General features: G+C 73.1%; 10 protein-coding genes. All 10 read right to left on the bottom strand.

Annotated features, from left to right (window positions below; genetic code table 11):
• Nucleotides 1-94: 94 nt before the first annotated feature.
• The gene (locus tag IM697_RS17550) at nt 95-1528 is read right to left on the bottom strand and encodes a cytochrome P450 (RefSeq protein ID WP_194048625.1); all 1434 of its coding nucleotides are present in this window, start codon (nt 1526-1528) and stop codon (nt 95-97) included.
• Nucleotides 1529-1642: 114 nt separating this feature from the next.
• Nucleotides 1643-3040, bottom strand: a complete 1398-nt coding sequence (locus tag IM697_RS17545) for an FAD-binding oxidoreductase (RefSeq protein WP_194048624.1) — start codon at nt 3038-3040, stop codon at nt 1643-1645.
• A gap of 198 nt (nt 3041-3238) precedes the next feature.
• Nucleotides 3239-3964 (bottom strand): ankyrin repeat domain-containing protein, encoded by a 726-nt coding sequence (locus IM697_RS17540; RefSeq protein ID WP_194048623.1) that lies wholly within the window; start codon nt 3962-3964, stop codon nt 3239-3241.
• Between the two features lie 63 nt (nt 3965-4027).
• Nucleotides 4028-4963 (bottom strand): L-tyrosine/L-tryptophan isonitrile synthase family protein, encoded by a 936-nt coding sequence (locus IM697_RS17535; RefSeq protein WP_194048622.1) that lies wholly within the window; start codon nt 4961-4963, stop codon nt 4028-4030.
• 42 nt (nt 4964-5005) lie between these two features.
• Nucleotides 5006-6268: a cytochrome P450 family protein gene (locus IM697_RS17530; protein WP_194048621.1), complete on the bottom strand. Its 1263-nt coding sequence runs from the start codon at nt 6266-6268 to the stop codon at nt 5006-5008.
• A gap of 10 nt (nt 6269-6278) precedes the next feature.
• A complete protein-coding gene (gene asnB, locus IM697_RS17525; RefSeq protein WP_194048620.1) occupies nt 6279-8105 on the bottom strand; it encodes an asparagine synthase (glutamine-hydrolyzing) in 1827 nt (608 codons plus the stop codon).
• Nucleotides 8106-8212: 107 nt separating this feature from the next.
• Complete coding sequence (locus IM697_RS17520; protein WP_194048619.1) at nt 8213-9607, bottom strand: MFS transporter; 1395 nt, start codon at nt 9605-9607, stop codon at nt 8213-8215.
• A 138-nt stretch (nt 9608-9745) separates the two neighbouring features.
• Nucleotides 9746-10558, bottom strand: coding sequence for an ABC transporter ATP-binding protein (locus tag IM697_RS17515; RefSeq protein WP_194048618.1), 813 nt, complete (start codon nt 10556-10558; stop codon nt 9746-9748).
• A 43-nt stretch (nt 10559-10601) separates the two neighbouring features.
• Nucleotides 10602-11675 (bottom strand): FecCD family ABC transporter permease, encoded by a 1074-nt coding sequence (locus IM697_RS17510; protein WP_228044724.1) that lies wholly within the window; start codon nt 11673-11675, stop codon nt 10602-10604.
• Between the two features lie 2 nt (nt 11676-11677).
• Nucleotides 11678-12742: an ABC transporter substrate-binding protein gene (locus IM697_RS17505; RefSeq protein WP_194048617.1), complete on the bottom strand. Its 1065-nt coding sequence runs from the start codon at nt 12740-12742 to the stop codon at nt 11678-11680.
• Nucleotides 12743-12832 lie beyond the last annotated feature (90 nt).

Below are 12832 nucleotides of genomic sequence, written 5' to 3'. Positions count from 1 at the left end.
TGGCTCCCGCCACCATTCGACCGTACGCCGGTGCCGTACGGCCCTCCAGTCGATCATGGAGTCGACCGCGCGGCCCGGTGCGTACCGCCCCGGATCAACGACCGCCGCGGATCAGGCCCGTCAGGTAGCGCCACAGCGACGAGCGCTGCCGGGCGGACTGGTCCGGCAGCACCGGCTCGGCGTTCTCGGGCTCCGACTCCGGCGCCGACTGCGCGGCCGGCGCGTGCCCGGGCGTCGTGGGCCGCTCGGTCATCGGGGCGAGTTCGTACCGTACGGGCAGCGAGCGCAGGCCGCGCATGAACGGCGAGGAGCGCCAGGGCAGTTGGTCGGCCGGCAGGGCCAGCTCCAGATCGGAGAACCGCTCGAAGAGCCGGCCCACGCCGACCGCCGCGACCGTGGAGGCCAGCTCGCGCGCCGGGCATTGGCGGCGGCCGGCGCCCCAGGACAGATGGGCCCGGGTGCTGATCGTGCTGCCGGATGCGACATGGTCGGCGAAGAGCGGGTCGGCGTGCGCGGCGGCGGAGGAGACCCACACCGGGTCGCCGGCGCGGATCGTGTAGGCGCCGAGCGGGGTGTCCTTGGCGGCGAACCGCGGCACGAAGTTCACCAGCGGCGGCTTGCGCATGACGACGCGGTTCATGGTCTCCCGGATCATTCCGGCGGACAGACTGGCGCGCACGCCGTCGCCGTCGCCGGAGATGACCTCGACCACGGTGTTGGACATGAGGATGCCGACGTGGTCGGAGGTCATGCCGAGCAGCATGAACAGCTCGCGGGCCAGCTCGTCGAGCGAGAGACCGGGGTGGGCGGCCAGGAGGTGGGAGGGGAAGTCGTCGCCCGGCTCCTTCAGCTTCACGGCCGCCAGTTCCGCGAGCGTCGCCAGCAGCCGCTCCAGAGCGGGCTCGGCGTCCGGGCCCGCGTCCAGGACCCGCCACATGTCCATCAGGGCGTCGTCGCCCTGTGATCCGGGAAAGCCCAGGAGGTGGCTGGCCACCATCAGCGGCAGCGGCCGCGAGAACTGCGCGGACAGGTCGGCGACGCCCGTGCCGCCGCCCTGTCCGACCAGGGTGATCAGTTCGTCGGCGTAGGCGGTGACGGCCGCCTTCAGCCGCTTCGCCTGGGGGTGGGAGGGATCCTGGAACGGCTTGAGCGCCGCGTCCCACGCCGTGCGCAGCGATCCGTATCCGGGGCCGCCCTGGATCAGGATGTGGTTGACCTCCAGGCTGGGCCCGAGCGGCCAGTCGGCGGGGACCTCGCCGTCGGTGCGGGCCCGCCAGTTCTCCAGCCCCTTCGGCCAGCCCTCGTCGTCCTGGAGCACCTGCAGCGCCTCGCGGTAGCCGAGGACCAGCCAGGCGGGAACGCCGAGCAGGTCGACCGGGGCGACCGGGCCGTGCCGCTGCCTGAGCCGCTCGTACACGAGGGAGGGGCGTGTCTCGTAGTCGCGGGTCAGCAGCGGTTCGGGCGCCATCTCCTCCAGGCGGGTGCCGTCGACGCCCACGGATCCGCCCTCGCCCAACTGGGATTCCATCGTTCTGCCGCCCTCCGACACTCCCCGCACCGGCGCACTACCAGTCAGTAGCCGAACAACCCTGGGGACCTTACCCCAGGCGGTGCCTCCGGGTGAACGACGGGGCGAGGGACATCAGCCGGGCGTCGGCGGGATGTTCTGGTTGGCGTGGAAGAAGTTGTCGGGGTCGTAGGTCTGCTTGATCGCGGCCAGCCGGTCGTAGTGGCCGCGATAGGTGCCGTGGACGCGGTCGGTGCTCTCCCCCTCGCCGATGAAGTTGATGTAGGCGCCGCCCATGGAGTGCGGATGCAGATCGCTCCAGTACTCGACGCACCACTGCCGGATCAGCCCGGCGTTGGCGGGGTCCGGGTCGACCCCGGCGATCACTCCGGACCACAGGGCGTCCCGGTAGGCCCAGGCCGTGTCGTCGGCGCCGACCCGGTGGGCCGCGGCGTCCACGGGATACAGGTGCATCAGGGACAGCTCGGTGGGGAGGTTCTCGCCGTACTTGTGGTGGACGTCGATGGAGGCGTCGGAGATCGTGTCGAAGAAGTCGCCGCGCCAGTACCACTGGTAGCCCTTGGGGATCAGCTCGTCGAACATGGCCTGCAGGGCGGGGTAGGGCATGGGCGTGGTGAAGTGGAAGGCGGACGGCGCCGGTTCGTTCACCGGGGCCAGCGCCTGCTCCAGCCGGTCGCCCTCCAGGTCGCCGGTGTAGCACCAGACGACACCGCACATCTTCTGCCCGTGGATCGGCTCGGGGAACGGCGGTCCGGGCGGGATGGCGAAGAGGGTGAAGAAGCCGTTGAGGTCCTGCGGCGCGGCGGGGATGAACTCGCGGTACCAGCGCAGTACTTCCGGTGTGCGGTCGACCGGCCACACGGTCACCGCGACGCCGACCGTGCCGACCGGGTGCAGCCGGAAGGTGAACGAGGTGACGACGCCGAAGTTCCCGCCGCCGCCCCGCAGCGCCCAGAACAGGTCGGGGTGCTCGTCCTCGGAGGCGGTGACGAACGTTCCGTCGGCGAGGACCACGTCCGCCGACAGCAGGCTGTCGATGGTCAGGCCGTACTTGCGGGTGAGGTGGCCGTGGCCGCCGCCGAGGGTGAGGCCGCCCACGCCGGTCATCGAGATGATGCCGGCCGGCACGCCCAGGCCGAAGGTGTGGGTCGCGTGGTCCAGGTCGCCCAGTTGGGCGCCGCCGGACACCTGTGCGGTCATCGTGCCCGGGTCCACGCGTACGCCGCGCATGGTCGACAGGTCCAGGACGAGCGCGTCGTCGACCAGGCACAGGCCGGGTCCGCTGTGGCCGCCGCCGCGCACCGCGAGCTCCACTGCGTTGTCCCGCGCGAAGGAGATCGCGGTCCGTACGTCCGCGGCGTCCACGCACTGGGCGAAGGCCGCGGGGCGCCGGTCGATCATGGCGTTGTAGATGGCGCGGGTCTCGTCGTAACCCGGGTCCCGCGCGGTGATGACGGGTCCCCGCATCCCCTCGCGCAGGCCCTCCATTGCTGTTCCGTTGATGCCGCCCATGGCCGGCTCCCTCCGTGTGAGGACGGTGAGCCGCGGACGGATGGCGGCGCCTGACGTCCGGGCGGGCTGCGGGGGCGTGGTGCGCGGATCCGTTCGCACCTCGTGTGGATGTATCGACGTGTCGATGTCGGCAGGGCGCAGCGTCCCCGCCGAGTCCCAGTCTTCACCCCTGCCCGGCCGCCCGCATCTCGGCCGGTGTCAGACCAACTCCTCGGCGGACCTCGCCCCCTGCTCGCGCAGCCATCCGACCAGCGTCCGGTGGCCCGCGCGGTGGGCGGCGTCCAGCGCGGTGAGCCGGTCGTAGCCGATCCAGTTGATGTCACCGCCCCGTCGCAGCAGGTAGTCGGCCATGTCGCGCTGCCCGCCGTGGCAGGCGCACCACAGGGCGGCGGTGACGTCCTCGGCTCCGGGCCGGTCGGAGTCGGAGGAGAAGCAGTCGGCGACGCGGTCGGCCTCGCCGAGGGCGGCGGCCTGCCACAGGGTGGTGCGGGCGCCGCGCTCCACCAGGCGTCGCGCGCACCTCCACTGCCCGAAGGCCACCGCGTCCGCCAGGGGTGTGCCGTCGCCGATCACCCCGCCGTCGGCCTCGATGTCGGCGCCCAGGTCGAGCAGGGCGTCCAGGACGGGCACGTCGTCGCAGCTCGCCGCCCAGTGCAGCGGGGTCTCGCGGTGCGCGCCGGTGAACCGGGCGTTCACCTCCGCGCCGGCCGCGACCAGCGCGGTCACCGTCCGGGGGCCGCCGGGCAGGTGGCCGGGCCAGTCGGTGGCGATGTGCAGCAGGGTCCGCGTGGTCTTCATGTTGCCCACCCGCGCCGTGGCCAGCCCCGGATGCGCGGTGAGCAGGTCCCGCAGCGCCGCCACGTTGCCGGTGCGGATCGCCTCCTCGGTGGCGCGGGCCAGTGGAGCGGTCGTTTCGATCAGCATCGAGTCACCTCCCAGATCCCCACCTGGATAACACGGCCCACTGACAACGCCCCGGGTGCGCCGTCACGCCCGCTGGTAGTGGCTCGGTCTGCCGTCGCGGTGCACCAGCCGGCCCAGGCGCCGCGCCCTGGCGTGGGGCATGAGGGTCCAGCGGCCGTCGGTCTCGCGCAGGGCGACGGAGTGCCAGGGCGTGGTCCACACGTCGGGGGCGTCGAGCAGCCGGATGCCGAACTTGGCGGCGCCCACGGGCTGGGGATGGATGGACAGACGTACCGCGCGCGGGTGGTGATCGGCGATGAGCCGGCCCCAGGCGCGGCTGCGCTGGATGACGCCGTACGCCCGTCCGCGGCACTCGCGTTGCAGGGCGGAGCGGGTGCCGGGGAACTCGGCGGTGTCCTCGACGAGGAAGCGGGTGATGCCCCGGTACAGGGCGAGGGTGGGCGCGTCGGTGCGGACCTCGGCGCGCAGGGCGTCCAGGGTGGGGGCGTAGCGGTCGTGGACGTGGGCCCGTTTGCCGTCGTGCGGGAGGTCGCCGAGGACGTCGCGCAGGTCGAACACGGTCAGGCGGCGCAGGCCCGACTCCCTGATCTGCGCGCGCAGTTCGTCCGCGTAGGCGTCGATGTGCTCGTCGGGGACGCGGATCAGGTCGCCGAAGACATGGCCGTCGGAGCAGATGACGACCTGGGCGCCGGGTGGGTGGATCTTCTCGATCTCGGCGCACAGGGTGTCGAGGAAGGTGAGGGAGAGACGTTCGCCCATGTCGGGGAGGTGGCCGAGGGTCTTGGCCGGGTTGGGTGACTTGCAGGGGAAGCCGGGCAGGGTGAGGACGACGGGGGCGTCCTTGCGGAGGAAGTCGTTGATCCGGCGCAGTTGATGGGGGAACGCGTCGGCCGCCGTGGCCTGGGGCTGGTCGGTGGTGCGGTGGTGCGGCAGGAGCAGGTTCAGGATCTGTGCGCCGGTGCTCCGGGGAAGGGTGCCCGGGGCGGTCGTCAGCAGCATGTCGTTCCTCCGGTGGGCGTGCGGGCATGGCGGTTCGGCGCTTCACAGCCGTCGGTCGTAGCCGGCCGGCAGGCGGTTCGTGCCGCGGCCCAGGACGGCCGGGATCCACTCGATGTCCTCGTCCCTGATGGCGAGGTGGAGTCCGGGCAGGCGGGTGAGCAGGGTGCCGAGGGCGATCCGGAGTTCGGTGCGGGCGAGGGCGGCACCGGGGCAGAAGTGGATGCCATGGCCGAAGGCCAGGTGCGGATTCGGCGATCGCTCGAAGTCCAGGGCGTCGGGGTCGGGGAAGCGGCGCGGGTCGCGGTTGGCCGCGCACAGGGAGACGATCACGGAGTCGCCGGCCGGGACCCCGGTGCCGTACAGGTCGCTGTCCCGGTCGAAGAAGCGCCAGGTGGTCAGCTCGAAGGCGCTGTCGTAGCGCAGGAGTTCCTCGACCGCGCGGGGCAGCAGGTCCGGGTCGTCGCGCAACCGGGCGAGCTGGTCGGGGTGGCGGAACAGGGCGATGAGGGCGGTCGTGATCTGGTTCGTGACCGGTTCCTGGCCGGCGACCAGCAGCTGGAAGATCATCGAGTCCAGCTCCGCCTGGGACAGTTCGCCCCGGTCGCGGGCCACGACGAGCCGGCCGAGCAGGTCGTCGTCCCCGTGCCGGCGCTTGTGCGCGACGACCTCGGCGATGTAGCTCTGCAGACCGTGCAGCCGGGCCTCGTACAGGGGTCGCCCCGGGTCCGTCGGACCGACCGGCTGGACGACCTTGCCCCAGTCGCGGTCGAAGCGCGCGGCCAACTCGCCCGGCAGTCCGATGACTTCGGCGAGGACCTGGAAGGGGAAGCGGGCGGCGAAGCCGCTGACGAGGTCGGCGGGACCGGTGTCCGGGAGCGCGTCGACCAGAGCGTCGGCCAGCTCCTGGAAGCGCGGCCCGAGTCGCTCGATGCGGCGCGGTGTGAAGGCGTCCGTCACGAAGCGCCGCATATGGGTGTGGACCGGCGGGTCCTGATGGAGGAGGTGGGCCTGGAGCTGCGAATGCTGCGGCTCGGGCATGATCGAGGCGCGGGCGCGCCAGTGGTCGTTGCCCCGGTCGTGGTTCTTGCCGAGGCGGCCGTCGTTCAGGGCGGCGCGGGCGGCGTCGTATCCGGTGACGAGCCAGGCCTGAACGCCGCTGGGGAAGAGGACCCGGTGGACGGGTCCAGCCTCGCGCATCCGCTCGTACAGCGGGTAGGGGTCGGCCTTGTACGGACAGCCCGTCAGCGGCACCGGGTCGGGCAGCGGTTCGGGGTGCACGGCCGGCATGGGTTCCTGGAGGGGCATGCGCGGGCTCCTAGAGGGCGAGTTCGGGCCGGTGGTGGTCCAGCCACAGGGCGAGGTCGACGACGCGTTCGAGGCGGATCCGGTGGCTCCACTCCACCTGCTCGGGCGGGGCGTCGAGGCAGGGTTTGAGGCGGGTCTCGTCGGCCAGCGCCCGGACCTGCTCGACGGCGAGGGCGTCACGGGCCAGGTCCTGCAGCCCACGGTTGTAGTCGGGGTGGTGGGTGGCCGGGTAGTGGTTCTTGGAGCGGTGCAGCACCGAGTGGGGCGCCAGGCCCGCTCCGGCGGCCCGCAGCAGGCTCTTCTCCCGGCCGTCGAAGCTCTTCAGCGCCCAGGGCGTGTCGAAGGCGTACTGCACGAGCCGGTGGTCGCAGTACGGGACGCGGACCTCCAGTCCCTGGGCCATGCTCAACCGGTCCTTGCGGTGCAGGAGTTGGCGCAGCCACCGGGTCAGGGACAGGTGCTGCATCTCGCGCTGCCGGTGCTCGGCGGGGCTCTCGCCGTCGAGGTGGGGTACGGCGGCGAGGGCGCCGCTGTAGGTGTCGTCGCGGAACTCGCCGATGCGCAGGTCGAGTTCGGGGTCGAGGGGCATGGCGGCCTCGTCGCCGGTGACCAGCAGCCAGGGGAAGGTGCCGGCGGCCAGCGCCCTGGGGTGGTGGAACCAGGGGTAGCCGCCGAAGACCTCGTCGGCGGCCTCGCCGGACACGGCGACGGTCGAGTGCCGTCGTATCTGTCCGAACAGCAGATACAGCGAGGTGTCCATGTCGCCGACGCCGATCGGCGAGTCGCGGGCCGCGACGACGGCCCTGCGGTGCTCGGGGTCGAGCAGGGTGAGCGGGTCCAGTACGACCGTGCTGTGGTCGGTGCCGACGAACGCGCCCGCCTCGACGGCGTACGGGGTGTCGTGGCCGGTGCGCAGGACGTCACCGGTGAAGCGCTCGGCCTGGTCGCTGTAGTCCACGGCGTAGGAGCGGATGCGGGCGTCCGGGCCTTCGCGCAGCCGGAGTTCGTCGGCGAGCAGGGCGGTCAGGACGGTGGAGTCCAGGCCGCCGGACAGCAGGCTGCACAGCGGGACGTCGGCCTCCAGCTGACCGCGGGCGGCGCCGCCGACCAGGCTGCCGATCCGCTCCACGGTGGCGTCCCGGTCGTCCTCGTGCCGACCCGCCTCCAACTGCCAGTAGCGGTGCTCGCGGACGCCGTCCCGGTCCAGGACGAGCAGTCCGCCCGGTTCGACCTCGCGTACGCCGGACCACACCGTCGGCCCGGTGTTGAACAGCAGGCTGTACGCCTCCCGCAGCCCGTCGGCGTCCACCCGGGGCCGGATCTCCGGGTGCCGGAACAGCGCCTTGGGCTCGGAGGCGAAGGCCAGGCCGCCGTCGACGGCCGCCCAGAACAGCGGTTTGACGCCGAGCCGGTCGCGGACGAGGAGCAGCCGCCGGTCGCGTTCGTCCCAGACGGCGAAGGCGAACATGCCCTCCAAACGCTCGGCGAGATCGTCACCCCACTCGGCGTAGGCGCGCAGTACCACCTCGGTGTCGCTGCGGGTGCGGAACCGGTGTCCGCGGCCGCGCAGTTCGGCGCGCAGTGCGTGGTGGTTGTAGATCTCTCCGCTGTAGGTGAGCACGGCGGTGGGCTCGTGCGGCCGGTCGGTCATCGGCTGGGTGCCGCCTTCGAGGTCGATGACGGCGAGGCGGCGGTGTCCGACGGCGGCCCGCTCGCCGAGCCATACGCCCCCGGCGTCGGGGCCGCGCCGGGACAGTTCGGCGGTCATGGCCTCGATGACCGGGGCCTGGGTGCGGGCGTCGCGGTGGAAGGACGCCCAGCCGGTGATTCCGCACATGGGGTGCTCCTGGATCAGGGGGTGACGGGGTCGGTGGTCCGCTCGGGTCCGGTCGGGCCGTCGGACGCGCAGGGCGAGCAGGGCGAGCAGGGGTACGGGCGGGTGGATCAAGGGGGCGCGGGGATGGTCGTCCGATCAGGCCCGGTGGGCTTCCGCCGGACGGGCAGGGCGAGCAGGGGTACGGCGAGGGCGGCGGCCCCGGCGGCGAGGGTCAGCGCCGCCCGGGTGCCGGTGCCGGACCAGGCCGCGGTGGCCAGGGCGGGGCCGAGGGTGAAGCCGAGGCTGCGGGCGACCTGCACCGTGGAGCCGACGGTGGCGGTCCGGTCCACCGGAGCGGCGCCCATGACCAGGGCCTGGGTCGGGCCGCCGCCCAGGCCCATGCCGACGCCGGCCAGCGTCAGCCGCCAGGCCACATCGGGCGGCGACCAGGCGTCGCCCAGCGGGATCAGCAGGAGCAGGCCGACCGCGGTGAGCGCGGCCCCGGTGACGGCGACGGGCCGTGGCCCGTACCGGTCCGCGAGCCGGCCGCCGATCGGTCCGGCCAGCCCCATGCCGAGCGGGAAGGCGAGCACGGTCAGCCCGGTCGCGGTGGCGCTGACGCCCTCGTCGCGCTGCAGGTGCAGGGCGACGACGTAGTGCATGGCGGCGAACCCGGCCGCCGACGCGAGGACCGCGCCGTGCGGCCGCACCAGTCCCGCCGACCGCAGGACGCCGGCCACCGCACGGCCGCCCGGCCCGCGCAGCCACCACCACAACGGCGGTACGGCGGCGACCGCGAGCAGGACCCACGGCGGTCGCCCGGAACCCCGGGTCAGCGCGAGCAGCAGCAGGGCCAGCCCGCCGCCCACCAGCAGCGCGTCGGCCAGGGACCGTCGGTCGGGCAGGCGTGGCGCACCGTCCGCGGGCATCGCCCTCCAGGCCAGGACGAGGGCCAGCAGACAGAACGGGATCTTGACCAGGAACACCCAGCGCCAGCCCAGGTGGTCCAGCAACAGCCCGCCCACCGCCGGGCCGGTCACGGCCCCCAGTGGGCCGAGCGTGGCGGGCACGCTCATGGCCCGGCCGCGCACCTCGGGCCGTACGGCGCGGATCACCAGCACCGGCATCAGCACGAACAGCACCGCCGCGCAGGCGCCCTGCCCGATCCGGGCCGCGATCAGCCAGGCCGCCCAGGGAGCGAGCCCGGCCAGCGCCCCGCACAGCGCGAAGCCGCCGGTCGCCGCGCACAGCGCGAGCCTCGCACCCCCGCCGTCCAGCCACCGCCCGACCGGCAGCAGCAGGGCGACGACGGGGAGTTGATAGCCCAGCGCCGCCCACTGCGCCGTGCCGGCCGGGACGTGCAGGCCGTCGGCGATGTCGGCCAGCGCCACATTGACGATGTTCATGTCGAGCATGGCCACGAACGACAGCGCGCCCGCCACGGCCACGAGCAGCCAACGGTCCTCGACCGCCGCTATGTGACCGGGTCGCCCCGTGTCCGCGCCCGGACCCTGGTTGGTCACTCTCGCGCCCTCTCGTCATGCGGGCCGCCGGATGGCGGCCTCGTCTCAGAGGTCGGGAGGGCCTGGGGTTGAGTTCCCGGTTTTGGCCGGAAACGCGGGGAATGCGGGGGTACATGGGCGGCGGCCCGGTGACTTGGCTCAGCTTGCCGCCGCCGCTGAAGGACGCCCCGCCTCCGTCCCGGCCGGGGCCCGGTGGTCGAAGGCGATCAGTGGGTCGCCGGTGAGCGGATGGTCCACCACCGTCGCCCGTACGCCGAACACCTCGGCCAGCAGGGCCGGTCGCAGCACCTCCCGGGGCGGTCCCGAGGCGACCACCTGACCCTCGTGCAGGACGTGCAGCCGGTCGCAGACGGAGGCGGCGGCGTTGAGGTCGTGCAGCGACACCAGGGTCGTGCGACGCCGCTCGCGCAGCAGGGCGAGCAGTTCCACCTGGTGGCGGATGTCGAGGTGATTGGTGGGCTCGTCCAGGACCAGGACGTCCGGCTGCTGGGCGAAGGCGCGGGCCAGCAGGACGCGTTGGCGTTCGCCGCCGGACAGTTCGGTGAAGCGGCGCCCGGTGTGGTGCGCCATGCCGACGTCCGCGAGGGCGCGGGCGACGACGTCCCGGTCGGTGGCGTCCTCCGCGGCGAACGCCCGCTTGTACGGGGTACGGCCCATGGCGACGACCTCGCGGACGGTCAGCTCGAAGTCGCCGCCCCGCTCCTGCGGGAGAGCGGCGACATGGCGGGCCGCCTGGGCGGGGCTCAGCCGGCGCAGGTCGGCGCCGGAGAGCAGGACCCGGCCGGCGGTCGGCTTCAGATGGCGGTAGACGGTGCGCAGGAGGGTGGACTTTCCGCTGCCGTTCGGACCGACGAGGCCGGTGATCTCGCCTTCGGCGGCGACCAGACGGGCGCCGGAGACGACCGTGCGGCCGTCGTAGGCGACGTGCAGGTCCTCGATCTCGATTCTCAACGTCCGCTCCCCCGCGTCGTCTGTGTCGGCTCGCTCCAGCCCCTCAACTTCCCCTCCCCAGACGCCGGTCCAGCAGGTACAGCAGGGCCGGAGCCCCGATGAGCGAGGTGACCACGCCGACCGGCAGCTCCTGTGTGTCCATGGCCGTACGGCACACGATGTCGACCACGACCAGGAGCAGCGCCCCGAACAGCGCCGAGACCGGCAGCAGCCGGCGATGGTCGCCGCCGACGACCAGGCGGCAGGCGTGCGGCACCATGAGCGCGACGAAGGCGATGGCGCCGGAGACGGCGACGAGTACGCCGGTCAGCAGGCTGGTGAGGGTGAACAGTTCCCGGCGCAGCCGGGTGGCGTCGACGCCGAGCCCGGCGGCCGTCTCGTCGCCCATGATCAGGGCGTTGAGCGGGCGGGCGCGTGCCTGCAGCCACAGCAGTGTGACGGGCACGGCGACCGCGGGCGCGGCCAGCAGCGGCCAACTCGCGCCGCTCAGGCTGCCCATGAGCCAGAACAGCACACTGTGGGTCTGCTGCTCGTCGCCGGCCTGGAGCACCAGGTAGCTGGTGAACCCGGACAGGAACTGCCCGATCGCCACTCCGGCGAGCACCAGCCGCAGCGGTGCGAATCCGCCGCGGCGCCGGGCCACCGTCCACACCAGTGCGAAGGTGGCCAGGGCGCCCGCGAAGGCCGCGCCGGCCAGGCCGAGTCCCAGCGCGCCGCCCGTGCCGAGGCCGAGCACGATCGCGGCGACCGCCCCGAGGGAGGCACCGTTGGAGATGCCCAGGAAGTACGGGTCGGCCAGCGGGTTGCGCACCAGGGCCTGCATCGCCGTACCGACGAGACCGAGCCCGGCGCCGACGAGGGCCGCCAACAGGGCGCGGGGGACGCGGAGCTGCCAGACGATCAGGTCGTCGGTGCCGGGGCGGGGTGCCTCGCCGGACAGGCGTCGCCCGACCACGCTCCACACCTCGCCGGCCGGGATGGACGTCGAGCCCCAGGAGACCGCCGCGGTGAGGGCGGCGAGCAGGGCCGGCAGGAGGGCGAGGGCGAGGGGCGCGGCGGGCAGGGAGCGCCGGTGCCGATCCGCGGTGTCCTGACGGCTCACCAGGGTGTCGAGCACGGTCAGCCGACCTTGCCGGGGTGGAGCCGCTTCGCGATCGCCTCGACCGTGTCGGCGTTGGTGACGCCGGCGATGGTGGTCCGCTCGGAGCCGATGCGCAGGAGGTGGCCCTCCTTGACGGCCTTCAGCCCCTTGGTCGCGGCGTTCGACTCCAGCCACTTCTGCGCCTCGTCGAACGCCTTGTCGTTCGCCGCCTCGCTGCCCCGGTCGCGCACCCCGAGCTGGATCCAGTCCGGGTCCTTGGCGATCACGTCCTCCCAGCCGACCTGCTTGTAGTCGCCGTCGCAGTCGGCGAAGGCGTTGCGGGCCCCGGCGAGGGTGATGACCGCATTGGCGACCTGTCGGTTGCAGACGGCCATGGGCTGCTTGGTGCCGGCGTCGTAGTCGAAGAAGAAGTAGGTCGGCCGCTCCCTCTCGGGGGTGTCGCCGACCGCCTTCCGGACGGCGGCCACCTTCTCCTTCATCCCGTCGACGAGTTCCTTCGCCTTCGCGCTCGTACCCGTGATCGCGCCGAGGGAGGTGATGTCGTCCTCGACGGCGGACAGGTCGGTGACGGGGCTCTTGCTCAGGGCGGCACAGGCCGTGGACTTCAGGAAGGTGTGCTTGATGCCGGCCGCCCTGAACTCCTCCTCGGTCGGCGTGTCGCCCATGCCTCCGCCCATGTTCATCGCGGCGAAGGTGTCGATGTAGAGGTCGGCGCCGGAGCCGAGGAGCTTCTCCTTGGGGATGACGGTCTCGCTGAGCACCTTCACCTGCCGCGCCTGTGCGTCGAGGCCGTTCGGCAGGGTGCCCGCGCCGGGCGGGAAGCCGGTGCCGATCACCTTGTCCCCGGCACCGAGCCGCAGCAGCAGTTCCAGGCTGGAGGCGTTGCTGGTGACGATGCGCTCGGGGGCCTTGGTGAAGGTGGTCTCGGCGCCCGAGCAGTCGGTGACGGTGACCGGGTGGCCCGCGGAGTCGCCCTGGCCGGCGGCGGAGCTCGCCGGGTCGCTGTTCCCGCTGCCGCAGCCTGCCGCCAGAAGGCCGCCGAGCACCGCGGCCGTCGTGGCCCGCCCCACACGAGAACGCATCGAAACTCCCCTTGATCCACTGAAGGCGCCGGCGGATCTCCGCCGCCCGATCCAGTAGTCGGGGCGAACCCGGTGCCAGTTCCCGGCGGG

This window comes from Streptomyces ferrugineus, from assembly GCF_015160855.1.
In the GTDB taxonomy this organism is placed as follows: domain Bacteria; phylum Actinomycetota; class Actinomycetes; order Streptomycetales; family Streptomycetaceae; genus Streptomyces; species Streptomyces ferrugineus.
Note: the sequence above shows the minus strand (reverse complement) of the source record. Positions and strands in the feature narration are given on the sequence as shown.

Bases quoted from the DNA above. Each gene is read 5' to 3' on its own strand.
- IM697_RS17550 (WP_194048625.1), bottom strand. From the start codon at position 1,528: ATGGAATCCCAGTTGGGCGAGGGCGGATCCGTGGGCGTCGACGGCACC.
- IM697_RS17545 (WP_194048624.1), bottom strand. From the start codon at position 3,040: ATGGGCGGCATCAACGGAACAGCAATGGAGGGCCTGCGCGAGGGGATG.
- IM697_RS17540 (WP_194048623.1), bottom strand. From the start codon at position 3,964: ATGCTGATCGAAACGACCGCTCCACTGGCCCGCGCCACCGAGGAGGCG.
- IM697_RS17535 (WP_194048622.1), bottom strand. From the start codon at position 4,963: ATGCTGCTGACGACCGCCCCGGGCACCCTTCCCCGGAGCACCGGCGCA.
- IM697_RS17530 (WP_194048621.1), bottom strand. From the start codon at position 6,268: ATGCCCCTCCAGGAACCCATGCCGGCCGTGCACCCCGAACCGCTGCCC.
- asnB (WP_194048620.1), bottom strand. From the start codon at position 8,105: ATGTGCGGAATCACCGGCTGGGCGTCCTTCCACCGCGACGCCCGCACC.
- IM697_RS17505 (WP_194048617.1), bottom strand. From the start codon at position 12,742: ATGCGTTCTCGTGTGGGGCGGGCCACGACGGCCGCGGTGCTCGGCGGC.